This is a genomic window from Methylobacterium phyllostachyos, assembly GCF_900103445.1.
In the GTDB taxonomy this organism is placed as follows: Bacteria; Pseudomonadota; Alphaproteobacteria; order Rhizobiales; family Beijerinckiaceae; genus Methylobacterium; species Methylobacterium phyllostachyos.
Genome location: NZ_FNHS01000005.1, coordinates 291,185 through 313,423 on the forward strand (window position 1 = coordinate 291,185; position 22,239 = coordinate 313,423).

20 protein-coding genes are annotated in these 22,239 nt (G+C 70.0%); 5 read left to right on the top strand and 15 right to left on the bottom strand.

Annotated elements, in window-relative coordinates:
• Nucleotides 1-76 precede the first annotated feature (76 nt).
• From BLQ49_RS10310 to BLQ49_RS10320, 3 genes are all read right to left on the bottom strand, one after another.
• The gene (locus BLQ49_RS10310; RefSeq protein ID WP_091715568.1) at nucleotides 77-1,531 is read right to left on the bottom strand and encodes an MmgE/PrpD family protein; all 1,455 of its coding nucleotides are present in this window, start codon (nucleotides 1,529-1,531) and stop codon (nucleotides 77-79) included.
• 115 nt (nucleotides 1,532-1,646) lie between these two features.
• Nucleotides 1,647-2,939 (bottom strand): nicotinate phosphoribosyltransferase, encoded by a 1,293-nt coding sequence (gene pncB, locus BLQ49_RS10315; protein ID WP_091715570.1) that lies wholly within the window; start codon nucleotides 2,937-2,939, stop codon nucleotides 1,647-1,649.
• 122 nt (nucleotides 2,940-3,061) lie between these two features.
• Entirely contained in the window at nucleotides 3,062-3,565 is a 504-nt protein-coding gene (locus tag BLQ49_RS10320) for a pyridoxamine 5'-phosphate oxidase family protein (protein WP_091715571.1), read from the bottom strand.
• Between the two features lie 178 nt (nucleotides 3,566-3,743).
• Between BLQ49_RS10320 and BLQ49_RS10325 the strand changes: the two genes are divergently transcribed.
• From BLQ49_RS10325 to mobA, 3 genes are all read left to right on the top strand, one after another.
• Nucleotides 3,744-3,998 carry a hypothetical protein gene (locus tag BLQ49_RS10325; protein WP_091715573.1) on the top strand — a complete coding sequence of 85 codons (255 nt, stop codon included), beginning with the start codon at nucleotides 3,744-3,746 and terminating at the stop codon, nucleotides 3,996-3,998.
• A 151-nt stretch (nucleotides 3,999-4,149) separates the two neighbouring features.
• Complete coding sequence (gene apbC / locus BLQ49_RS10330) at nucleotides 4,150-5,298, top strand: iron-sulfur cluster carrier protein ApbC (protein WP_091715575.1); 1,149 nt, start codon at nucleotides 4,150-4,152, stop codon at nucleotides 5,296-5,298.
• Nucleotides 5,299-5,302: 4 nt separating this feature from the next.
• Entirely contained in the window at nucleotides 5,303-5,905 is a 603-nt protein-coding gene (gene mobA / locus BLQ49_RS10335; protein ID WP_091715577.1) for a molybdenum cofactor guanylyltransferase MobA, read from the top strand.
• A gap of 133 nt (nucleotides 5,906-6,038) precedes the next feature.
• Here the strand turns inward: mobA and BLQ49_RS10340 are convergent, their stop codons facing one another.
• The 6 genes from BLQ49_RS10340 to BLQ49_RS10365 form a co-directional block, all read right to left on the bottom strand.
• Nucleotides 6,039-6,497 (bottom strand): peptidylprolyl isomerase, encoded by a 459-nt coding sequence (locus BLQ49_RS10340; RefSeq protein WP_091715579.1) that lies wholly within the window; start codon nucleotides 6,495-6,497, stop codon nucleotides 6,039-6,041.
• A 78-nt stretch (nucleotides 6,498-6,575) separates the two neighbouring features.
• Nucleotides 6,576-7,073, bottom strand: a complete 498-nt coding sequence (locus tag BLQ49_RS10345) for a hypothetical protein (protein WP_091715580.1) — start codon at nucleotides 7,071-7,073, stop codon at nucleotides 6,576-6,578.
• Nucleotides 7,074-7,080: 7 nt separating this feature from the next.
• Entirely contained in the window at nucleotides 7,081-7,629 is a 549-nt protein-coding gene (locus BLQ49_RS10350; RefSeq protein ID WP_091715582.1) for a peptidylprolyl isomerase, read from the bottom strand.
• Nucleotides 7,630-7,647: 18 nt separating this feature from the next.
• A complete protein-coding gene (gene coaD, locus BLQ49_RS10355) occupies nucleotides 7,648-8,151 on the bottom strand; it encodes a pantetheine-phosphate adenylyltransferase (protein WP_091715584.1) in 504 nt (167 codons plus the stop codon).
• 59 nt (nucleotides 8,152-8,210) lie between these two features.
• Nucleotides 8,211-10,970, bottom strand: a complete 2,760-nt coding sequence (gene gyrA / locus BLQ49_RS10360) for a DNA gyrase subunit A (RefSeq protein WP_091715586.1) — start codon at nucleotides 10,968-10,970, stop codon at nucleotides 8,211-8,213.
• Between the two features lie 190 nt (nucleotides 10,971-11,160).
• The gene (locus BLQ49_RS10365) at nucleotides 11,161-11,478 is read right to left on the bottom strand and encodes a hypothetical protein (RefSeq protein WP_091715587.1); all 318 of its coding nucleotides are present in this window, start codon (nucleotides 11,476-11,478) and stop codon (nucleotides 11,161-11,163) included.
• Nucleotides 11,479-11,692: 214 nt separating this feature from the next.
• Between BLQ49_RS10365 and BLQ49_RS10370 the strand changes: the two genes are divergently transcribed.
• Nucleotides 11,693-12,553, top strand: a complete 861-nt coding sequence (locus tag BLQ49_RS10370; protein WP_091715589.1) for a S49 family peptidase — start codon at nucleotides 11,693-11,695, stop codon at nucleotides 12,551-12,553.
• A gap of 311 nt (nucleotides 12,554-12,864) precedes the next feature.
• Here the strand turns inward: BLQ49_RS10370 and BLQ49_RS10375 are convergent, their stop codons facing one another.
• Both BLQ49_RS10375 and BLQ49_RS10380 read right to left on the bottom strand, forming a co-directional pair.
• A complete protein-coding gene (locus BLQ49_RS10375; RefSeq protein WP_091715591.1) occupies nucleotides 12,865-14,583 on the bottom strand; it encodes a methyl-accepting chemotaxis protein in 1,719 nt (572 codons plus the stop codon).
• 96 nt (nucleotides 14,584-14,679) lie between these two features.
• Nucleotides 14,680-15,549 carry an NAD(P)-dependent oxidoreductase gene (locus BLQ49_RS10380; RefSeq protein ID WP_091715593.1) on the bottom strand — a complete coding sequence of 290 codons (870 nt, stop codon included), beginning with the start codon at nucleotides 15,547-15,549 and terminating at the stop codon, nucleotides 14,680-14,682.
• Nucleotides 15,550-15,659: 110 nt separating this feature from the next.
• On the opposite strand from BLQ49_RS10380, the gene BLQ49_RS10385 reads away from it, so the two are divergent.
• Nucleotides 15,660-16,685 carry a P1 family peptidase gene (locus tag BLQ49_RS10385; RefSeq protein WP_091715595.1) on the top strand — a complete coding sequence of 342 codons (1,026 nt, stop codon included), beginning with the start codon at nucleotides 15,660-15,662 and terminating at the stop codon, nucleotides 16,683-16,685.
• Nucleotides 16,686-16,808: 123 nt separating this feature from the next.
• Here BLQ49_RS10385 and BLQ49_RS10390 read toward each other — a convergent pair whose 3' ends face one another.
• The 4 genes from BLQ49_RS10390 to BLQ49_RS10405 all read right to left on the bottom strand — a co-directional run bounded on the left by BLQ49_RS10390 (nucleotide 16,809) and on the right by BLQ49_RS10405 (nucleotide 22,233).
• Nucleotides 16,809-17,090 (bottom strand): hypothetical protein, encoded by a 282-nt coding sequence (locus BLQ49_RS10390; RefSeq protein ID WP_091715596.1) that lies wholly within the window; start codon nucleotides 17,088-17,090, stop codon nucleotides 16,809-16,811.
• A complete protein-coding gene (locus BLQ49_RS10395; protein WP_091715598.1) occupies nucleotides 17,087-19,465 on the bottom strand; it encodes a hybrid sensor histidine kinase/response regulator in 2,379 nt (792 codons plus the stop codon). Before BLQ49_RS10395 ends, BLQ49_RS10390 begins: the two co-directional genes overlap by 4 nt.
• 62 nt (nucleotides 19,466-19,527) lie before the next feature.
• Complete coding sequence (gene rarD, locus BLQ49_RS10400) at nucleotides 19,528-20,424, bottom strand: EamA family transporter RarD (protein WP_091715599.1); 897 nt, start codon at nucleotides 20,422-20,424, stop codon at nucleotides 19,528-19,530.
• A gap of 117 nt (nucleotides 20,425-20,541) precedes the next feature.
• Entirely contained in the window at nucleotides 20,542-22,233 is a 1,692-nt protein-coding gene (locus BLQ49_RS10405; RefSeq protein ID WP_091715601.1) for a methyl-accepting chemotaxis protein, read from the bottom strand.
• Between the last annotated feature and the right edge of the window lie 6 nt (nucleotides 22,234-22,239).

Consider the following 22,239-nt stretch of genomic DNA (forward strand, 5'->3'; position numbering starts at 1 on the left):
GCCGGGAGCATCGGATGCCTCGCGGACGGGGAACGGCACAGGGGCCGAAAACGATCCCGCAGGCTTCCTTGCGCGCTTACGCCCCCTGGACGCCCGCCCGCATCACGTCGCCCGCATCCTTCAGCTCCGGCAGGGACCAGCACAGCTGCATCACCCGCTTGGCCTGCGCGTCCGGCAGCACGCCCGCGGCGAGGTCGGCGAACTTCGCCTCCAACTGCTTGTCGGACATCGGCTTCTCGACGCTGCCGATCGCGTGCTCGATGTGGCGGTGGAAGGTCCGTCCGTCATTCAGCGTGACGGTCATGTCGACCTGCGCGGCGTCGATGCCGGGGGTGACCACCGGCATCACCTTCTGGCGCAGCGCCACCACGCGCGGGTCGTTCACCGCCCGGTCGCTGAACTGCTTCTCGCCGCCCGCCCCCTCCACGAAGGCCACCGCGGCGGCGTGGTAGATGCTGAACTTGCCCTCTAGCCCGGTCTTTGGCGCGGTCTTGCCGGTCAGTTCCAGCACGAGCGGATGGACCTTGAGGTCGACCCGCTTGATGTCCTCCGGCTTGACGTGATCCTCGTCGCGGATCTGGATCGCGGCGTCGATCGTCGGATGCATGACGATGCCGCAGGCGAAGGGCTTGTAGGTGTTGAGCTGCGATTCATAGCGGGTGCCGAGGCCGTCGGTGATCTCCGACCAGTCCTGCTTAGTCGAGATCGTGTTGGCCCAGCCGCGCTTGGCCTCGATCATCCCGTCCGACGAGGTGAAGCCCTTGGCCGCCAGGATCGCCGCGAACAGGCCGTTCGCCGCCGCCCGGCCCGGGTTGAAGCTCTTGTTCATGGAGCCGAACGATTCCCGCAGGCCCACCGGCTGCGAGGCGGCCAGCCCCAGCGCGTAGACCATCTGCTGCTCGGTGAGCCCCATCAGCTTGCCGGCGGTGGCGGCCGCGCCGAACGGCCCGCAGGTGCCGGTGATGTGCCAGCCGGCATCGTAGTGGTTCGGGTAGACGGCATTGCCGATCCGGCATTCGGTCTCGATCCCCACCACCAGGGCGTCGAGGAAATCCTTGCCGGAGATCGGCTTCATCCCGGCATAGGCCAGGATCGCCGAGGCGACCGGGCCGGCCGGGTGGATGATCGTCTTCAGGTGCGTGTCGTCGAAATCGAAGATGTGGCTCGACACGCCGTTGATGAAGGCGGCGTTCATGATGTCGAACCGCTCGGTCCGGCCGAACAAACCGGCCTGCGGCGGCCCCGAGAAGGGCTGCAGGGCCGAGACCGCCACGTCCACGGTCTCGTGGTGCGAGCCGCCGATCGCCACGCCGACCCAGTTCAGGAAGCTGCGCACGCCCTCGCGCCGGACCGCCTCCGGCAGGGTGTCGTAGGACGAGCTGAGGATCCACTGGGCGAGGATCTTTGTGACAGGCGGCGGTGCCGGCTTGGCCGCGGGCTTCGAGGCCTCGGCGGCGTGACCGGCCTGCAGGGCAGGCGTCGTCAGGGCGAGCCCAGCGGCCCCGATCAGCGAGCGGCGATTCATCGACATGGCGTTCTCCCGGACAGGGCCGCTCCAGGGCGGCTCCGATTGCCGGGCAGTATAATGAATTCAATCGCCGCTCGTCAGCCCGCGAGTTTCACCGCAGCGGGTCTGACACCGATCCTCACACCACCACGGGTAGCGCCTCCTGGTCGCCCACGCCGAACACCCGTCGATAGCGGGCGACCTCCTCGGCCGGTCCCTGCGCCTTGGTTGGATTGTCGGAGAGCTTCACGGTCGGCCGCCCGTTCGCCTCCGTGACCTTGCAGACGATCGAGACCGGATCGAGCTTGCCGTCCGGCATGAGGCCGCGGAAATCGTTGGTGAGCAGCGTGCCCCAGCCGTAGCCGATGCGCATCCGCCCGTGGAACCGGGCGTGGATCCGCTCAATCTCGTCGATGTCCAGCCCGTCGGAGAAGATCGCGAGCTTGTCCCGCGGGTCGCGCCCACGCTCCTGCCAGAACCGGATCGCCTCCTCGCCACCCTCGATCGGGTCCTTGGAATCGATGCGGATTCCGGTCCAGTCGCTGACCCAGTCGGGGGCGTTCGCCAGGAAGCCCGTCGTGCCGTAGGCGTCGGGCAGGGCCACGAGCAGGTTGCCGCCATAGTCCTCCTGCCAGTCGGACAGCACCGCGTAAGGGGCCTTGGCCAGGGCGGCATCGTCCTCGGCCAGCGCCGCGTAGACCATCGGCAGCTCGTGGGCGTTGGTGCCCACCGGCTCGACCTCCTGCCGGGCGGCGATCAGACAGTTCGAGGTGCCGAGGAACGCCCCGTCCAGCCCTTCGGCCATGGCCTGAACGCACCAATCCTGCCAGAGGAAGCCGTGGCGGCGCCGGGTGCCGAAGTCGGCCACCGACAGGTCCGGCAGCTTCTGCAGCCGCTGGATCTTCTCCCAGACCCGGGTCATGGCCCGGGCATAGAGCACCTGAAGCTCGAGCTTGCCCATGCCGCGCAGCACGGCCCGCGCCCGCAGCTCGTTGAGAATGGCCAGCGCCGGCACCTCCCACATCGTGGTCTCGACCCAGGGGCCGTGGAAGGTCAGCTCGTACTGGCCGTCATGGACGGCGAGTTCATATTCGGGGAGCTGGAAGTTCTCGAACCAGGATACGAATTCCGGCCCGAGGATCCGTCCCTGGCCGCGGAAAACGTTGCCGCGCAGCCACGTGACCTCGCCCTTGCTGAGGCGCAGCGTCCTGGCATGGTCGAGCTGCTCGCGCAGGCGTTCGGCATCGACCTCGTCGGCGATGCGGATCCGGCGCGTCCGGTTGGTGATGCCGAAGGTGGCGCGGATGTCCGGGTGCCGGCGCAGAATCGATTGCGCCATCAGCAGCTTGTAGAAATCCGTGTCCAGCAGCGACCGCACGATCGGATCGATGCGGAAGCTGTGATCGTAGACCCGCTTGGCCAGATCGAGCATTCTTTTGGGACTCTGCCGCGCCTTGCTGACGCAGAGCGCATGCCGGGCCCGGCCCCGTCAAGAAGACGGGCGGCCTCCGATGGAGACCGCCCGCAAAAACGCCGTGACCTGAAACCGGAAGCTCAGGCCAGATCGACCTTCTTGGTCTCGGTCTTCGGGCTCTCGCCGGTGAGCGAGGCCTTCACGTAGCCGTAGAGGTGCAGCATTGTGCTGTTGGGGCTGTCCCAGTACTCGCCCTTCTCCGGGTGGACGCGGATCAGCGCGACTTCCGGGTCGTCCTTGCCGTTCGGGAACCAGGTCTTCAGGCTCTCATTCCACTTTTCATTGATCTTCGCCTGATCGCGCACGATCTCGGCCTTGCCGGCCACCGAGACGTAGGTCTGGCTCGACGGGTCGGAATAGGCCAGGTTGACCTGGTTGTCCTTGCTGATCTCGGCCGTCTTGGGCGAGTGCAGCTTGGTGAAGAACCACAGGTCGCCGTTCTCGTCGGCGTCGTTGTTCCACATCGGGCGGCTGTTGAGCGTGCCGTCGGAATCGGCGGTGGTCATCATGGCGATCTTCACGTCCTTGATGAGCTCGAACAGCTTTTTCGCGCCCTCGTGGTCGCGGTGGTTGCCCTGATGCATGAACTTGGTCTCCTGATCGTCGGTTCGGGCGGTGAGTCCCGCGGGGCGCGAAGGCGCTTCCGGAGAGGTCCCCGCCTGAAGGCTGCCCCGACAACGGATCAATCTCCCGTTGGTTCAGCTTGCGCGTGCCGAGGCGGAGGTTCGGATGACGCGGTCACAGGCGAGGCGGCGGGCCGCCATGCCGCTGGCAATCGGTGCGCTCACCCTCTCGATCCTGCCGGCGTGGGCCGAGGTGCGGTTCGGCTCGGGCGTGCGCATCGGCGGCCACGACTTTTCCAATCGGCGCGCCGGCAGTGTCCATGTCGAGCGCGTGAAGCGGCTGCGCGGCCCCCTGGGCTGCCGGCACGTCCGCAACGGCATGTACCGCCGTGGCGATGGGAGCGTGGTGCGCGGCCCAATGGAGGAATGCAATCTGATCGCCAAGGCGCACTGAGAGATTGACCCGGCAGATCCGAACGCCGTCGGTCTGAAGCTGCCGAAGCCTTGGTACTGGCGCGGCTGGCGATCGCAGACCGGGGGTCTGGTGTTCTGGGCAGGCTTGGTTACATGCACTGGCATACCTGCTTGCCCGGTGGAGAACGATTTTGGCGATTACCCGCGACGACGTGCTGAAGGCGCTTGCCGACGTCACCGTCGATGCCGCCGGCACCACCCTGCCCGGTTCGGGGCGGCTCTCCCAGGTCGTGGTCGATCCGAACAGCCGCGTGATGTTCTCGATCCTGGTCGATGCCAGCGAGGCCGAGCGGTTCGAGCCGGTTCGGCGGCAGGCCGAGGGCCGCGTCCTGCAGATGCCGGGTGTCTCGGGCGTGTTCGCGAGCCTGACCTCCGAGCGGAATCAGAGCCATCCGGCTCAGAGCAGCGCCGCCCCGCGGCCCGTGACGCCACCGCCGGTCGCGCCGCCCCGGCCCGGCGCGCCGCCGAACCAGGGCCCGCAGATCGCGGGCGTGCGCCACATCGTGGCGGTCGCCTCCGGCAAGGGCGGTGTCGGCAAGTCCACCACCGCCTGCAACCTCGCCCTGGCGCTCCAGGCGCAGGGGCTGAAGGTCGGCCTCCTCGACGCCGATATCTACGGCCCGTCGGTGCCGAAGCTGTTCGGGCTCTCGGGTAAGCCGACCGTGGTCGACAACAAGGCCATGGAGCCGATGGTCGGCTACGGCCTCAAGGTCATGTCGATCGGCTTCCTGATCGAGCCCGAGACGGCGATGATCTGGCGCGGCCCGATGGTGCAGTCGGCGATCACCCAGATGCTGCGCGACGTGCTGTGGGGCGAACTCGACGTGCTGCTCGTCGACATGCCGCCCGGCACCGGCGACGCGCAGCTCACCATGGCCCAGGCGACGCCGCTCTCGGGCGCCGTCATCGTCTCGACGCCGCAGGATCTCGCGCTGATCGACGCGCGCCGCGGCGTGACCATGTTCAAGAAAGTCGCGGTGCCGATCCTCGGCGTGATCGAGAACATGGCGACCTTCGTCTGCCCGAATTGCGGCCACGCCTCGCACATCTTCGGGCATGGCGGCGCGCGGATCGAGGCGCAGCGCCTCGGCGTGCCGTTCCTCGGCGAGGTCCCGCTGGACATGGCGATCCGCGAAACCTCGGATAACGGCCAGCCGGTGGTGGCGACCGATCCGGACGGGCCGCACGCCAAGGTCTACCGGGACATCGCCGCCCAGCTCTGGGCGAACCTGTCTGGCGCGCCGGCCGGGCGGACGGCGCCGAAGATCGTGTTCGAGTAAGGCCATGACGTCGCCGCCGGTCCTGGGCCTGATCCTGGCCGGCGGGCAGGCGCGGCGGATGGGCGGGGGCGACAAGCCCCTGCTCCGGCTCGGCGGCCGGACCCTGCTGGAGCGGGTGGTCGAACGGCTCGGACCGCAATGCAGGGCCGGGCTGGCGCTGAGCGCCAACGGCGACCCGGCGCGGTTCGCCGGGTTTCCGGGGCCGATCCTGCCGGATCCGCTACCGGGCCAGCCGGGACCGCTGGCTGGGATTCTGGCAGGGCTGGAGTATGCCGCGGCTCACGGGATCGGGCGCGTGGTGAGCGTGTCGGGGGACGCGCCGTTCCTTCCGGACGATCTGGTGGCGCGGCTCCACGCTGTCGTGCTGGAAACCAGCATCGCCCTCGCGGCCTCGGGGGAGCGGCAGCACTTCACGATCGCGCTCTGGCCGACGGCCCTGCGCCATGCGCTTCGGGATTATCTCGAACGCGGAGAGCGGCGCGTCGGCGCCTTCATCGCGTCTCACGGGGCAGCGGTGGCGTCGTGGCCGGTAGAGCGGCTGGACCCGTTCCTCAATATCAACGCGCCGGAGGATCTGGCCGCAGCGGAAGTGCTCGACCAAGACTGATACAGTTCCGCCGTCATCACGAGCGAAGCGAAGTGACCCAGGGCAGCGGAACATTGGGATATGTCGCGCTGACTGGATTGCTTCGCTCCGCTCGCAAAGACGGCGGAGCCGAAGCCGTTTACCGTGGCCGGTCTCAGGCCTCCGCGACCGTCGCCTTCACGATCTTGTCCGGCGAGCGCGGCGGCTCGCCCTTGTTGATCGTGTCGACCACGTCCATGCCTTCCACGACCTTGCCCCACACCGTGTACTGCTTGTCGAGGAAGCGGGCGTCGTCGAAGCAGATGAAGAACTGCGAGTTCGCCGAGTGCGGGAAGTTGGTCCGCGCCATCGAGCAGGTGCCGCGCACATGCGGCTCGGCGTTGAACTCGGCCTTCAGGTCCGGCAGGTCGGAGCCGCCCGAGCCGGTGCCGGTCGGGTCGCCCGTCTGGGCCATGAACCCGTCGATCACCCGGTGGAACGGCACGCCGTCATAGAAGCCCTGGGCGGCGAGCGTCTTGATGCGCTCGACGTGGCCCGGGGCGAGGTCGGGGCGCAGCGCGATCACGACGCGGCCCTTGGTGGTCTCGAGCACGATGGTTTCGTTGTCGGCCATGTCTTTAGTCCTTCCGGTTGAGGGGAAAGTAGGGGCGCGCGCCGGATCCGGCCAGGACCCGAACGGGGTCGCCGGCGCTCAGGCCGGCGGGCGGTAGACGAAGCGCAGCGCCACCGGGCGGCCTGCAATGGCCCTGCCGAGGCCGGCCGTGATGTGGGCCGGGGTGCAGCGCGACAGGGCATCGAGCGTGCCACGCACGAGGGTTTTGCGCTGGTCGCCCGCAACGCCCGCCGCGTAGGTGATGCGTGGCGGGCCAATCAGGCTGCCGTCGCGCCGGAGAGCGAAGCGCGTGGTGATCTCGAAGTTGTCGGCCCCGGCGTTCGGGCGGCCGAGCCCCGCCGGCACCTGCCAGCAGGCGGCGAGCGCCGGGTAGAGCTCGGCCAGGGTGTCGGCCGGCCGCGTCGCCATGCGGGACACCGGCACCGCGATCGTGGCCCGCAGGGTCTGCGGCAGGCTCAGCGGGTAGCCGCCGCCGGGCTCGAAGGCGTAGCCGTAGAAGGGGCTCCCCTCGTAGGGCGCGGCGGCCGCCGGGCCCAAGCTCACGAGAAGGATCACGGCGGCGCGCCAGCCCGGCATACGGCCGCTACTTGCCCTTCTCGGCCAGCGTCATGCTGACGATCTTGTCGGGGTCCTGCACGGCGCCGCCCGGGGCGCCGGGGGCGGCCTTCTTGATCTTGTCGAGCACGTCGAGCCCGTCGGTGACGTTGCCCACGATCGTGTATTGGCCGTTCAGATTGGGCGCATCGGCGAGGCAGATGAAGAACTGCGAGTTGGCCGAGTTCGGGTCGGACGAGCGGGCCATGCCGACCGTGCCGCGGCGGAACTGGGCCGATTGCGAGAACTCGGCCGGGATGTTCGGCAGGCTGGAGCCGCCGGTGCCGTTGCCCTTCGGGTCGCCGGTCTGCGCCATGAAGCCGTCGATGACGCGGTGGAACTTCAGGCCGTTGTAGAAGCCCTGGGAGACCAGCGTTTTGATCTGCTTGACGTGCTTGGGCGCCAGATCCGGGCGCAGCTCGATGGTGATCCGCCCATCCTTGGTCTGGAGATAGACCGTGTTGGCGTCGGCAGCCCGGGCCGCCGTGGCGGTGCCGAGCGTGAGGGCGAGCGCGAGGAGGGCGTGGCGTCGGTTCATCGAAGTCCTTTCGGGTGATCAGGAATTGGCGGCGAAGCGCTGCCGCAGACGCGCGGCGACGGAAGCGGGCACGAAGGGCGAGACATCCCCGCCCATGCCGGCGATCTGGCGCACCAGCGTCGCGGTGATCGGGCGCGCCTGGATCGAGGCGGGCAGAAAGACGGTCTGCACCTCCGGCGCCATGGCGCCGTTCATGCCGGCGAGCTGCATCTCGTAGTCGAGATCGGTGCCGTCGCGCAGGCCGCGGATGAAGATCGCGGCGCCCCAGCGCCGGGCGGCCGAGACCGCGAGGTCGTCGAAGGTGACGATCTCCAGGGATGCCCCCTCCTCCGTGGCCACCGGCCCGCAGGTCTCGGCGAGGAGCGCCGCCCGCTCCTCGGCGGAGAACAGCGGCGCCTTGCCGGGATGGACGCCGATGGCGATCACGAGGCGGTCCACCAGCCGGCAGGCTTGGCGGACCACGTCGAGATGGCCGTTCGTGACCGGATCGAACGAGCCGGCGTAGAGGGCAGTGCGGGTCATCGCGACCCGACCTAGAGCATTTTCGCGCCGGACGGAACCTGCCGCGCCGGCGCGACGTGTCAGCCCTCGCTGCCGCCCTCCGGGACGTCGTCCGCAGTGCCCTCCGCGCCACCCTCGGCGGCGCCCTCGTCCTCGCCCTCGATGTGCTCCACCGAGACGACCTTTTCGTCCTTGGCGGTGTTGAACACCGTCACGCCCTGCGAGGCCCGGCCGACGATGCGGATGTCGTCCACCGGGACGCGGATCAGCTGGCCGCCATCGGTGACCAGCATGATCTGGTCCGAGGCCTCGACGGGGAAGGACGCCACGAGGCTGCCGTTGCGGGCATTGACCCGCATTGCCGTGATACCCTTTCCGCCGCGTCCCGAGGTCCTGTACTCGAACGAGGAGGAGCGCTTGCCGTAACCGCGCTCCGACAGGGTGAGCACGTATTGCTCGGCCGCCCCCATCTCGTTGTAGCGGTCGAGCGAGATCGCGGCCGCCTCGGTGCCGTCCTCGGCCTCAGCCTCGTTGTTCTCCTCGGCCTCGCCGGTCACGGCGCGGCGCATCTTGAGGTAGCCGGCCCGCTCCTCCGCGGTGGCATCGAAGGCGTTGAGGATGGTCATCGAGATGACCTTGTCGTCCTTGCCGAGCAGGATGCCGCGCACGCCGGTCGAATCGCGGCCCTTGAATACGCGCACATCCTCGACGGGGAAGCGGATGCACTGGCCCAGCGCCGTGGTCAGCAGCACGTTCTGGTCGGGCCGGCAAATCTCGACATGGACGATGTGGTCACCCGGATCGAGCTTCATGGCGATCTTGCCGTTGCGGTTCACCGTGGTGAAGTCCGACAGCTTGTTGCGCCGGACGTTACCGCTCGCAGTCGCGAACATCACGTCCAGCGTCTCCCAGGAGGCCTCGTCCTCCGGCAGCGGCATGATCGTGGTGATGCGCTCGGAGGTGTCCTGCAATTGCAGGATGTTGACCAGCGCCTTGCCGCGAGCGTTCGGGGCGGCCATCGGCAGGCGCCAGACCTTCTCCTTGTAGGCCTGACCTTGGCTGGAGAAGAACAGCACCGGCGTGTGGGTGTTGGCCACGAACAGGCGGGTGACGAAATCCTCGTCGCGGGTCGCCATGCCGGAGCGGCCCTTCCCGCCCCGGCGCTGGGCCCGGTAGGTCGAGAGCGGCACGCGCTTGACGTAGCCGGCATGCGACACGGTCACCACCATGTCCTCGCGGGCGATCAGATCCTCGTCCTCGACGCTGCCGTCGAAGTCGACGATCTCGGTCCGGCGCGGGGTCGCGAAAAGCTCGCGGACCTCGACGAGTTCCTGCTTCACGATGGTCTGGATGCGCACCCGCGAGCGCAGGATGTCGAGATAGTCGGCGATCTCGTCGGCCAGCGTCTTCAACTCGTCGCCGACCTCGTCGCGGCCCAGAGCCGTGAGGCGCTGCAGGCGCAGGTCGAGGATGGCGCGGGCCTGGGTCTCGGACAGGCGGTAGGTCCCGTCCTCGGCGACCCGGTGGCGCGGGTCGTCGACCAAGGCGATCAGCGGCGCGATGTCGTGGGCCGGCCAGTCGCGGGCCATCAGGGCCTCGCGGGCGGTGTTCGGGTCCGGCGAGGTCCGGATCAGGCGGATCACCTCGTCGATATTGGCGACCGCGATGGCGAGGCCGCACAAGACGTGGGCGCGCTCACGCGCCTTGCCGAGGAGGAACTTGGTCCGCCGGGAGACGACCTCCTCGCGGAAATCCACGAAGGCCTGGAGCAGGTCCTTCAGGTTCATCAGCTCGGGGCGGCCGCCGTTCAGCGCCACCATGTTGCAGCCGAAGGAGGATTGCAGCGGCGTGAACCGATAGAGCTGGTTCAGCACCACGTCCGCCATGGCGTCGCGCTTGATCTCGACGACGATGCGCATGCCCGTCCGGTCGGATTCGTCGCGCAGGTCGGAGATGCCCTCGACGCGCTTCTCCTTCACCAGCTCGGCGATCTTCTCGACGAGGGTCGCCTTGTTCACCTGATAGGGGATCTCGGTGAAGATCAGCGCCTCGCGCTCCTTGCGCAGCTCCTCGACATGCGACTTCGCGCGCAGGATCACCGAGCCGCGGCCCGTCGCGTAGGCTTGGCGCGTGCCGGCGCGGCCGAGGATCATGCCGCCGGTCGGGAAGTCCGGGCCGGGCACGATCTCGGTGAGCTGCTCGATGGTCAGACCCGGCTCGTCGATCAGCGCCACGCAGGCGTCGATCAGCTCGCCGAGATTGTGCGGCGGGATGTTGGTCGCCATGCCGACCGCGATGCCGCCGGCGCCGTTGACCAGAAGGTTCGGGAACCGGGCCGGCAGGACGGTCGGCTCCTCCCGCGATTCGTCGTAGTTCGGCTGGAAATCGACGGTGTTCTTGTCGATGTCGGAGAGCAGCGCCGTGGCGGGCTTGGCCAGCCGTGATTCGGTGTAGCGCATGGCGGCCGGCGGATCGCCGTCCACCGAGCCGAAATTGCCCTGCCCGTCGATGAGCATCAGGCGCATGGAGAAGTCCTGCGCCATCCGCACCAAGGCGTCGTAGATCGATTGGTCGCCGTGCGGGTGGTAGAGACCGATCACGTCGCCGACGATGCGCGCCGACTTGACGTATTTCCGCTCGGGCAGGTGCCCGGATTCGAAGGCTGAGTAGAGGATGCGCCGGTGCACCGGCTTGAGCCCGTCGCGCGCGTCGGGAAGCGCCCGGCTCACGATCACGCTCATGGCGTAATCGAGGTAGGAGCGGCGCATCTCGTCGGTGATGGAGACGGGGCGGATGTCGCTGGCGGGCGGGGCTGCGCCAGTCGGATCGTTCTCGGCCAAGTCGGTTTCCGTTCTGAAGCCCGGATGGGCGGTGCTCTCGGCCGCTCCGGGGTGGCGCGCGATGCGCCGGAACGGCCTCTCGGAAGAGCAGTGATATCAGACGGTTAAATAAGGTTTTCCGAGGCCGCCCGCAAGGTCGTCGGCAGGCCCGCGACCCGGCCGGAAAAGGCCGGGCCGCGGGCTGCTGGGCTCAGTAGAATGTCAGGTGGCGGTGGCCCACCGCGCGGCCCCGAAAGGCGTGGTGCCGGTAGCCGTGATGGCGGTGCCAGTGGTGCCGGCGCCAGTGGTGCCGGTGGTGCCAATGGTGGCGGCGGTGATGCCAGTGGCGCCGCCAATGATGGCGATGGTGCCAGTGCCGCCGGTAATGCCAGCGGGCGAGCTGTACCACTGGGGCGGGCGCCGCGGCCTCGGCGGTCGCCGGGACCGGTAGGGGCGCCGCGCGGGCGGGCGCGCCGGCAAGGCCGCCGATCAGCGCGGCCAGGAGGACCAGGATAGGCCAGGGTCGCATCGTCTCTCTCCCGTGGTGAGGCCCGGATGTGCCTGCGGATCCGGGTCGGCGCGCGACGCGCCACCGCCAAGAACGGCCAAGGTCGGCAAACGGTTCGATCCGTGGGACTGCGCAGACGCACCACCCTTGCTTGGGGTTAAGGAACGCCCAGTTTCCGGTAGACCCAGCCGGGCCGTTCCCGCCCCGATCCCCAGACGAGCCGCGTAAGATCCCCATGGCGTTCGCGTTGTCCGACTCTGTCCGCGCCCTCCTCCCGCGTCGCTTCCGCGACCGCCGCCCGCGGGTCGCCGTGGTCCGGCTCTCCGGCACGATCGGGGCGGTCTCGCCGATCCGCCCGGGGCTCTCGATCGGCGGCGTGGCGGGCAGCCTGGAGCGGGCCTTCGGGATGCCGGGCGTCAAGGCGGTGGCCCTCATCATCAACTCGCCGGGGGGCTCGCCCGCGCAGTCGCACCTGATCCACCGCCGAATCCGGGCGCTGGCTGAGGAGAAGCGCCTGCCGGTCCTCGCCTTCGTGGAGGATGTCGCGGCGTCCGGCGGCTACATGATCGCCTGCGCGGCCGATGAGATCGTCGCCGACCCGACCTCGATCGTCGGCTCGATTGGTGTGGTCTCGGCCGGGTTCGGCTTCCACGGCCTGCTGGAGAAGCTCGGCGTCGAGCGCCGTGTGCACACCCAGGGCGAGGCGAAGTCGATGCTCGACCCGTTCCGACCGGAGGATCCGGCGGATGTCGAGCGGCTGAAGCGCATTCAGGCCGACGTGCAGGACCTGTTCACGGGCCTTGTGACAGCGCGCCGCCCGACCCTGTCGAAGGGCGAGAACCTGTTCACCGGGGCGGTCTGGACCGGCCGGCAGGCGCTGCCCCTCGGCCTCGTCGATGCGCTGGGCGACGTGCGCACGGTGATGCGCGCCCGGTTCGGCGAGAAGGTCGATCTCAGGCTCGTCGCCGAGGCCCGGGGCGGGTTCCTGTCCCGCCTGCTGCGCCGGGGTGGTACGCCGGGGGGGATCAACGACCTCGCCGGGGGCGCGATGGCGGCCGTTGAGGAGCGCGCCGCCTTCGCCCGGTTCGGGCTCTGAGCGCGGGCTGTCGCTCTCAGGAAGGATGCGATTGCCCCGTTGCCCGACGGGTGGGCCTAGCAGATTTCCGTTTCCCTTGCCGGCGCTGAACGCTCTTGAAACAAAGCGCTTTTCCCTCCCCCTTGTGGGGAGGGGCCAGGGGTGGGGGTGGTTCAGGATCGAGCGTCAAGGTGCCTTCTGCTCTACCCCCACCTCCAACTCCTCCCCACAAGGGGGAGGAGAGCGCGTCGGCGCCGTTGTGTGAACATCGTAGCCGAGCGGGTGACGGGCAGGCCGATCTGCTGCCGCCCGCACCCAATCGACGTTGTGCGTCAGGCTGCCACCTGCGCCAGGAAGCGCTCGATCTCGCCCTCCAGCTCGGCCGCAACGGTATCGACCGTCTGAGCCGCCTCGGTGACGGTGGCAGCCATCCGGGCGGAGCGCCGGGCGGCGCCCGCCACCGTGGAGAGGCCGCTGGCGATCGCCTCCGTGGCGCCGGCCGTCTCGGCGACGTTGCGGGAGATCTCGGCGGTGGCCGCGCTCTGGGCGCTCACCGAGGCCGCGATGCCGCCCGTGGTCATGCTGACCGCGCGCATCCGCTCGCCCATCCGGCCGATCGCCGCCACGGTGGCCGCGGTGGAGGTCTGGACGCCGGCGATCTGGCCGGAGATCTCTTGGGTGGCCTTCGCGGTCTGCTCGGCCAGTGCCTTGACCTCGCTCGCCACCACCGCGAAGCCGCGGCCGGCGGTGCCCGCCCGGGCGGCCTCGATCGTCGCGTTGAGGGCCAGCAGGTTGGTCTGCTCGGCGATCTGGCGGATCAGCCCGACCACGGCGCCGATGCGGCCGGTGGCCTCGGCGAGGCCGCCGATCTCGGCATTCATCGCGTCCGAATCCGCGCTCGCGGTGGCGACCAGGGCTTCGGCCTGATTGAGCTGCCCGCCAATCTCGCTGATCGAGGCGGAGAGTTCCTCGGCCGCGCTCGCCACGGTCTGGACGCTGGCGGACGTCTCGTGCGAGCCCCGCTCGGTCTCGGCCACCGCGCCCTCGGCTTCGGCGGAGCTGGCCGCCATCTCGCCGGCCCGGTCGCGCATCGAGCCGGTGCTGGCGGTGAGCGCACCCTTCAGCACGCCGACCTGCCCGCGGAACGCCTCGATGGCGCGGTCGAGATTGGCGCGCCGCTGCGCCTCGCCGGCGGCGCCGGCGCTCTGCAGGCCTTCGAGCTCCCGCGTCCGCAGGCCGGCTCCGCGCAGCACCTCGACCGACCGGGCCACTGCGCCGATCTCGTCGCCGCGCCCGGCATGGGGGATCGGCGTCTCCAGATCGCCCGCTGCCAGCCCCTCGATCCGGGTCGCGATCGTCGCGAAGGGGCGGAACAGGCGCGCCGCCGCGAAGCCCACCAGGGCGCAGGCCAGCGCCGCGATGACCAGAGCCGCGATGCCGAGGCTCGTCATGGTCTGCGCGTGGGCGTCGAAATACATCTCGATCGGCAGGCCGACGAACAGGAGGCCGTTCACCGTGCCGGCCGCGTCGAAGGTCGGCTGGTAGACCGTGTAGTAGCGGCGGCCGAACAGCATGGCCGGACCCTCGTAGGTCTTGCCGGCGCGCACGACGGCCTGGGCGGGGCTGTCGGGGGCGAGCGCCGTGCCGACCGCGCGGGCGCCGTCCTCGCGGCGCACCGTCGTCTGGCGGCGCACGAAGCTGTCGGTCGCGGGTTCGAAGCTGAAGACCGTCGCCATGCCGCCGGTATACGCCACGGCGTTGTCCACCACGGCGGCATCCGTGAAGCCCGAGAGGCTCGGCGTCGCGACCTTGGCGACCCGGGTGTCCGCGAGTTCCGTGGTCGCGCCCGGCAGCCGCTCGGCCAGGACCAGGGCGAGCGTCCGCAGGTTGCGCTCGCCGTTGGCGCGCTGGCGATCCTCCATCTGCGACCACGTCTGCCGCGAGACGGTGATCGAGATCGCGCCCGCGGTGATAGACACCGCGAGCATCGCCAAGAGGATCACCTTCGTGGACAGGGACATCGCGCGTAGCGAGACGAGTCGGCGAAGCATGTGCTGGTATCCGCGTTTAAAGTCGCGCGGACACTGTAACGTTTATTTGAACGGAGTCTTAAATTTCGCATTTAAGGTGCAATGTCGTTGCCGGGTTCAACCCTGCCCTGCACGGCGTGCGGAGACCCGGGCGAGCGCCGCGAGATCCTTCTCGCCGTCGCCGTGGCTGATCGCCTCGATCAGGCTGTCGCGCAGGACGCTGGCGAACGGCATCGGCACGCCCGCGCCCTCGGCCGCCTGGAGGGCGAGCCGCACGTCCTTGGCGCCGAGCTTGAGGATGAAGCCCGGCGGCTCGTAGCGGTTCTGGGCGATCGACGCGCCGTAGCCCTTGTAGACCGGCGAGGCGAACAGGGTGTTGGTCATCAGGTCGAGGAAGTCGGCGCCCGGCACCCCGTGGCCCTCGGTCAGGCTGCAAGCCTCCGCCATGGCCTCGATCGCCGAGATCAGCATGAAGTTGCCGGCGAGCTTGACGGCGTTCGCCCGCACCGGATCGTCGCCGAACCGCCAGGTCTTGGCGCCCATGGCGTCGAGCAGCGGAGCGGCGCGGTCGATCAGGTCCGACGCGCCGGCCGCCACGATGTTGAGCTTGCCGGCCTCCGCCACGTCCGGCCGGCCGAAGACCGGCGCCGAGATGTAGGGGACGCCCGCCCGATCGTGCACCGCAGCGAGCTGCTTGGCGAGCGCCACCGAGATCGTGCTCATGCCGATATGCACGCCCGGGCGCTCCGGCCGGTCGAGCAGGCCGCCGGCCACGATCACGGCCTCGAGCGCCGCGTCGTCGGCCAGCATGGTGATGACGGCGTCGCCCGCAAAGGCCTCCGCGGCGCTACCCACCGGCGTCACTCCCGCAATGCCCTTCGCGGCCTCCGGCGACCGGTTCCAGGCCCGGACCGTGTGCCCGGCCCTTGCGAGACTGGCCGCCATGGCCCGCCCCATCCGCCCCAGTCCGATGAATCCGACGTTCATGGCGTGCTCCTTGATCCGGTCTGCCGCCTGACCAACCGGAGAACCCGGTCGGGCGGTCCGCGGCGCCTGCCGGGATTTGCGTCGATCGCCCGTCGTGGCAAGCTCCACCGATGCTGCGGAATTGCATCACGGATATTCCCGGCCTGCGGGTCGGCCACGCGAGCGATCTGCGGATCGCCAGCGGCGTCACCGCGATCCTGTTCGACGCGCCGGTGATCGCCTCCGTAGACGTGCGCGGCGGCGGGCCGGGGACCCGGGAGACCGACCTGCTCGATCCCGAGCGCACCGTGGAGCGGATCGATGCTCTGGTGTTGTCCGGGGGCTCGGCCTTCGGACTCGACGTGGCGGCGGGCGTGACGGCGTGGCTCGCCGAGGCCGGGCGCGGCTTCCCGGTCGGCGGGATGCGGGTGCCGATCGTGCCCGGGGCGATCCTGTTCGACCTGCTCAACGGCGGCGACAAGGAATGGGGCCGCTACCCGCCCTATCGCGAACTCGGCTTCCAGGCCGCCGCGGCGGCGGCCGAGGCCTTCGAGCTGGGCTCCGTGGGGGCCGGGACCGGCGCGCGCACCGGGCGTCTGAAGGGTGGGATCGGCTCGGCCTCGGCGCTCGTCGCGGGCACGGGCTTCCGGGTCGGTGCGCTCGTGGCGGTGAACGCCTTCGGCAACGCGACGATCGGAGACGGGCCGCATTTCTGGGCCGCGCCCTTCGAGGCGGGCGACGAGTTCGGCGGCCTGGGCTCGCCGGCCCGGGTACCAACCGACGCCCTCGCCTTTCCGGCCCGGGCGCTGCCGGGCGCCGCGACGACGCTCGCCGTGGTGGCGACCGACGCAGGCCTGACCAAGGCGCAGTGCCGCCGCCTCGCGGTGGCGGCCCAGGACGGCCTCGCCCGCGCCCTCGTGCCGGCGCATACCCCCCTCGACGGCGATCTGGTGTTTGCCGCGGCCACCGGCGCCGTGCCGCTGGCCGATCCGGTGGTGGAAATGGCGCGCCTGGGCGATGCCGCCGCGCAGGTGCTGGCCCGGGCGGTGGCGCGGGGGGTGTTTTCGGCGCGAAGCCTGCCGGGGCAGGCGGTGGCGGCGCCTCTCTCGTGGACGGGCTTGCCGCCGGCTTGGGGTGATGTGTTTCGAGGGGCTTAGGGGCCGGGGCTTGATGCCGTCCTCGCCGTCATCACGAGCGAAGCGAAGTGACCCAGGGCAGCGCGACCTCGGAGGGCGTGGTGCGACACTGGGTTGCTTCGCTCCGCTCGCAAAGACGGCGGCTCACACCTCGCCGCGCGCATCCTCGATCAGCTGCGCCAAGCCGGCATCGACTTCGTCGGCCAGCATTGTCCGCTCCGCGTCGGTGAGATCCTTCGCCCAGGCGCCACTCCCAAAACCCTCCGTGCAGCGCGCCCGCTCGGAGGCGATGTAGGCCTCGGTCTCTTCGGGCCGCGTCTTCATGGCGTGGACCATGCCGAACCACGCCGCACGCTCCACCACGGCGAGCCGCGCCCGCAGGCGGATCGCCACCGCCTTGTCGGGATCGATTCCCTCATCGCTCATGGCCTGTCCCCCGTCTCCTGCTCGGCGAGCCGCGCGATCAGGCCCTGGAGTTGTCCCGGCACCGGCTCGCTCGCCGAACGCGCGTAGAGCACCCGCAGTTGCCGGCCGATCTCCGCGAGGCTCATCGAGCCCTTGGCGATCACCCGGTCGGCCTGCCGGGTCAGGCTCTCCTTCTCGGCATGGGTGATCTCCTTGGCGGTGAGCACCACCACCGGCACGTCGCCGTCGGGCCGGGCGCGCAGGGCCCGCAGGAAGCCGAACCCGTCCATCTCGGGCATCATCAGGTCGAGGAGGATCAGGCTCGGCCGCGCTTCGTTCACCCGCTCCAGGGCGATCCGGCCGTTCTCCGCCTCGTCGACGATCCAGCCCTCGCGGCCGAGCGACCGGCGCAGGCGCTCGCGGGCATCCGCGTCGTCGTCGACCACGAGGATGCGGGCTTCGTTCGGCGCCTCAGGCCGGTAGCGCTCCATCATACCCTTGAGCCGGTCCCAGTCGATCGGCTTGACGAAATAGTCGGTCGCGCCGAGCGCCTGGCCGAGGCCCTGCTCGGCCACCACCGAGGTCATGATGACCGGCGTCCCGGCGAGGTCGGGGTCGTTGCGGACCGCGTGCAGCACCGCCCAGCCGTCCATGCGCGGCATCTCGACGTCGAGCAGGATCGCCCGGGGCTTGAGCGCCCGGGCGAGCGTCAGGCCGGCGCGGCCATCGTTGGCGCTGCGCACGTGGAACCCCTCGCGCTCCAGGAAACGCTGGAGCAGCTCCCGGGCGGCCGGATCGTCGTCGACCAGCAGGACCGTCTCGTGCTGCTCGTGCGGCTCCACCGCGTGGGCCTCGGCCTCGGCGGGCGGTGCGTCCTCGGGCGCCAGCGTCGCGGGCAGGCGGATCGTGAAGGTCGAGCCCGCCCCTGGATTGCTGGTGACGCCGATGTCGCCGCCCATCGTCCGGCAGAAGGCGCGGGTGATGGCGAGCCCGAGGCCCGTGCCGCCGAACTGGCGTGTGGTGGAGTCGTCGGCCTGCACGAAGCGCTCGAACAGGCGCCCGATCTGCTCCTCGCTCATGCCGATGCCGGTATCCGCGATGGCGAAGGACAGCCAATCGGCCCCCGCCTCCCGGTGCCGCTGCACCGTCAGCGTGATGGTGCCCTTCTCGGTGAACTTGGCGGCGTTGCCGATCAGGTTCAGCAGGCACTGGCGGATCTTGGTCTGATCCTGGTGCATCGACCCGAGATCGGCCCCGTCCGTGTCGAGGACGAAGCGGTTGCCCTTCTTCTCCACCAGGGAGCCGGTGGCGTCGGACACGTCCTGCAGCAGATCGGTGACGGCAAAGGTCTCGGCCGAGGCGGTCATGCGGCCGGCCTCGATCTTCGAGATGTCGAGCACGTCGTTGATCAGCGACAGGAGGTGGCGCGCCGCCGCCTCGATCTTGCGCAGGTCCGGCAGGAGGGCGGCCTGGCCGATATCCTCCAGCTCCTCGCCGAGCATCTCGGAATAGCCGATCACCGCCGAGAGGGGCGTGCGCAGCTCGTGGCTCATGTTGGCGATGAACTGGCTCTTGGCGCGGTTGGCGGCCTCGGCGGCTTGGCGCGCCCGCTCCACCGCCTCCTCGGCCTCCTTGCGCTCGGTGACGTCGACGCAGGTGCCGACCCATTCCCGCAGGCTGCCGTCCTCGGCCAGCACCGGCACGCCGCGGACCTCCATGGCGCGCCAGACCCCGTCGTGGCGGCGCAGGCGGTACTCGATCTCGTAGGTCTTGCGCGCCTCCACGCAGGCCGCCCAGGCATCAGCGGCTTGCCCGCGGTCGTCGGGGTGGACCGCGTCGAGCCAGCCCCAGCCCTGATAGGCCTCCTCGGTCTGGCCCGTGTAGATGCTCCAGCGGACCTGCGGCGGGGTCAGCTCGCCCGCGGCGTTGGTGTTCCAGATCACGGCCGCGGAAGCGTCGACGAGTGCCCGAAATCGCTGCTCGGAATGGCGCAGGCGCTCCTCGATGGCGCGGCGACCGGAGATATCCGTGTTGGTCCCATACCAGCGCAGGACCCGCCCGGATTCATCCCGGTGCGGCCGCGCCTTGGAGAGGAACCAGCGGTAGACCCCGTCCCGGCCGCGCAGCGGGAACGTATCCTCCCAGGAGCTTCCGAGGGCGATGGCGGCCTGATAGCGTTCCGTCACCGCCGCGACGTGATCCGGATGGTGGACGGTGCGCCAGCCCCAGCCACGCATCTCCTCGAGCGAGGTGCCGGTGTAGTCATACCAGCGCTGGTTGTACCAGATGATGGTGCCGTCGGCCTCGGCGATCCAGGCGAGCTGCGGCAGCGTCTCGGCGAGAATCCGGTAGTCGGCATCCGTTACGGCCGCGGCGCCGCCCTCTGTCTCGCTCATCGCTCGCTCATCGGCTGCGCATCATTCCTGATCCGGCCCCGGCTGGCCCGTACCAGTATGCCTTATACACGCATCGCGCCCGGATCCGACCGCGCCGGCGCGGGGACCGGGGTGCGCCGGCCCCGGAGGGCATCGACGGTGTAGAGGGCGAGCGCCACCCAGATCAGGGCGAGCATCAGGGCCCGGTGCGGCTCCACCCGCTCGCCATAGGCCAGCACGCTGAGGCCGAGCAGGCAGGTCGGGGCGACGTATTGCAGCAGGCCCAGCGTGGTCAGGCGCAGCCGCACCGCCGCGGCGGCGAACCAGATCAGCGGCAGGGCTGTCGTGAGGCCGGTCAGCATCAGCAGCGCGCGGCTCGCAGGCTCTGCGGGCAGGAACGGCTCGGGCGTGAGGACGAGCCACGCGATCGCCGCCGGCAGGAGCAGCAGCGTCTCGGCCAGGAAGCCGACCAGCGCGTCGACCCCGACGATTTTGCGGACGAGGCCGTAGAGCGCGAAGCTCACCGCCAGCGACAGGGACATCAACGGCAGCTCGCCGGCCCAGATCACCGCGACCCCGACACCCACCGCCGCGACCACGACGGCCGCCGCCTGCAGCGGCCGCAGGCGCTCGCCGAGCGCCACCCGCCCGAGCGCCACGCTGACCAGCGGATTGATGTAATAGCCGAGGCTCGCGTCGAGCAGGTGCCCGCTGCTGACCGCATAGAGGTAGAGCAGCCAGTTCACGCCGATCATCGCGGCCGAGAGCGCCAGCATGGCATGCCGCGGGCGCAGGGGCCGCGGCAGAACGAGGCGATGGCGCGCCGCCAGGACCAGGGCCAGGGTCCCGGCGAACAGGCTCGACCAGACGATGCGCTCGGCCAGGATGTGGTTCGGGCTGTAGGCTCCGAGCAGACGGAAATGGACCGGGACCAGCAGGCCCCAGCTCAGATAGGCGGCGAGCGCGTAGACGAGGCCCACGGGTTCCTCCCGATCGGCCCGGACGGCCGGGCGGTGCCGGGGCTGTACGCCCGGCAGCCCGCCTGGGACAGGGGGAAGGACGCAGGGCCGACCTCCCCTGTCCCGGTCCCGCTTCGGTCAGGCGGCGCGGATCGTCGCCAGGAAGCGCTCGACCTCGCCGCTGAGCAGCTCGGATTGCCGCGACAGGTCCGACGCGGCGCCGAGGACGTGGTCCGCCGCCCGGCCCGTCTCCGTGGCCGCCGAGGCCACGCCGGCGATGTTGCTGGTCACCTCGCCGGTGCCCTGCGCCGCCTGACCGACGTTGCGGACGATCTCCTGCGTGGCCGCGCTCTGCTCCTCCACCGCGGCCGCGATCGACGTCGCGACCGCTTCGATCTCCCGGATGCGGTCGGTGATCCCGCCGATGACCGAGACGGCCGAGCCAGTCGATTTCTGGATCTGGCTGATCTGGCCGGCAATCTCCTCGGTCGCCCGGGCGGTCTGGTCGGCCAGCTCCTTGACCTCGGCGGCGACCACCGCGAAGCCCCGCCCGGCCTCCCCGGCCCGCGCCGCCTCGATGGTCGCGTTGAGCGCCAGCAGGTTGGTCTGAGCTGCGATGTCGGTGATCAGCCGCACCACGTCGCCGACCTTGGCGGCGGCGGCGCTGAGGTCCCGCACCAGTGTGGCCGTCTGGCTGGCCTCGGACACGGCGCCCTGGGCAAGCTTGGCCGAGCCATCCGCCTGCCGGCCGATCTCCTGCACCGACGAGCCCAGTTCCTCGGCCGCGCTCGCTACCGTGTTGACGTTCGAGGCGGCCTGCTCGGCGGCAGCCGCCACGGTCGTGGACTGGCTGGCCGTCTGTGTTGCCGTCGCCGTCATGGTCTGCGCGGTGGTCTGCAGCTCGGTCGCCGCAGCGGAGACCAAGTTGATGATCCGGCCGACCGTGCCCTGGAATCCGTCGGCGAGTTCCAGCATGGCCCGGCGGCGCGCCTCCGTGGCTGCCTCTTCGGCCCTGCGCTGGCTCTGGGCCTGCTCGGCGGCGTTCCGGGCGACCAGGGCCTTGATGCCCTCGACGGCCCGGCCGATCAGGCCGATCTCGTCGCCGCGTCGGGCCTCGGTGATCTCCGCGTCGATCGCCCCGTCGGCCATGCGCTGCAGTTTGGCCGCCAGCCGGCGGATCGGGCGCGTGACGCCGAAGATCACGACCACGAAGCCCGCGGCCACGCCGACAGCGATGCCGGTGAGCGAGACGGCCAGCAGCAGCGAGCGCGTGGCGTTGACCTCCACGGTCAAGTCGTCCGACCGCTTCTGGAGCGAGGCTTCCATGTCGTCCACGAGCATGTGGGCGGCCTTGGTCACCTGATTCTGGTCGCCGTTCGCGATCCGGCGCGCCAGGGACAGGGCTTCGTCCGCCTTACCCGCGTCGGCCAGATCGCGCAGGTCGCGGATCGCCCGCATAGAGGCGTCGAAATAACTGGCGATCTGATCGATGCGCTCCCGGAAGTTCGGCGCCTCCCGCCGGGCGCCGTCGATCAGCGTCGACGCCTCGGCCGCGAGGGTGTCGAGATGGCGGCCGATGCTTGTCCCTTCGGCGGTGCCGGCCTCCGTCGCAGTGCGCAGGGCGGTGTAGCCGAGCTGCGCCACGATGCGGTTCAGGCGGGCGACCTTCACGACCGCCTTCGATTCCTTGTCGAGCAAGATCGTGTAGGCCCCGTCGATGCCGGCGATTTTATTGGATGTGTACAGGGCGCATCCCAAGAAAATGGCACCCATCAAAGCAATGACCGTCAGCAGCTTCGACAGAATATTTACCTTGATCGTTAAGTTCATGATGGT

Bases quoted from the DNA above. Each gene is read 5' to 3' on its own strand.
- BLQ49_RS10375 (WP_091715591.1), bottom strand. From the start codon at position 14,583: ATGCTTCGCCGACTCGTCTCGCTACGCGCGATGTCCCTGTCCACGAAG.
- BLQ49_RS10385 (WP_091715595.1), top strand. From the start codon at position 15,660: ATGCTGCGGAATTGCATCACGGATATTCCCGGCCTGCGGGTCGGCCAC.
- BLQ49_RS10345 (WP_091715580.1), bottom strand. From the start codon at position 7,073: ATGCCGGGCTGGCGCGCCGCCGTGATCCTTCTCGTGAGCTTGGGCCCG.
- BLQ49_RS10395 (WP_091715598.1), bottom strand. From the start codon at position 19,465: ATGAGCGAGACAGAGGGCGGCGCCGCGGCCGTAACGGATGCCGACTAC.
- BLQ49_RS10310 (WP_091715568.1), bottom strand. From the start codon at position 1,531: ATGTCGATGAATCGCCGCTCGCTGATCGGGGCCGCTGGGCTCGCCCTG.
- BLQ49_RS10320 (WP_091715571.1), bottom strand. From the start codon at position 3,565: ATGCATCAGGGCAACCACCGCGACCACGAGGGCGCGAAAAAGCTGTTC.
- mobA (WP_091715577.1), top strand. From the start codon at position 5,303: ATGACGTCGCCGCCGGTCCTGGGCCTGATCCTGGCCGGCGGGCAGGCG.
- BLQ49_RS10405 (WP_091715601.1), bottom strand. From the start codon at position 22,233: ATGAACTTAACGATCAAGGTAAATATTCTGTCGAAGCTGCTGACGGTC.
- BLQ49_RS10325 (WP_091715573.1), top strand. From the start codon at position 3,744: ATGCCGCTGGCAATCGGTGCGCTCACCCTCTCGATCCTGCCGGCGTGG.
- BLQ49_RS10380 (WP_091715593.1), bottom strand. From the start codon at position 15,549: ATGAACGTCGGATTCATCGGACTGGGGCGGATGGGGCGGGCCATGGCG.
- BLQ49_RS10350 (WP_091715582.1), bottom strand. From the start codon at position 7,629: ATGAACCGACGCCACGCCCTCCTCGCGCTCGCCCTCACGCTCGGCACC.
- BLQ49_RS10370 (WP_091715589.1), top strand. From the start codon at position 11,693: ATGGCGTTCGCGTTGTCCGACTCTGTCCGCGCCCTCCTCCCGCGTCGC.
- BLQ49_RS10340 (WP_091715579.1), bottom strand. From the start codon at position 6,497: ATGGCCGACAACGAAACCATCGTGCTCGAGACCACCAAGGGCCGCGTC.
- coaD (WP_091715584.1), bottom strand. From the start codon at position 8,151: ATGACCCGCACTGCCCTCTACGCCGGCTCGTTCGATCCGGTCACGAAC.
- pncB (WP_091715570.1), bottom strand. From the start codon at position 2,939: ATGCTCGATCTGGCCAAGCGGGTCTACGATCACAGCTTCCGCATCGAT.
- BLQ49_RS10365 (WP_091715587.1), bottom strand. From the start codon at position 11,478: ATGCGACCCTGGCCTATCCTGGTCCTCCTGGCCGCGCTGATCGGCGGC.
- BLQ49_RS10390 (WP_091715596.1), bottom strand. From the start codon at position 17,090: ATGAGCGATGAGGGAATCGATCCCGACAAGGCGGTGGCGATCCGCCTG.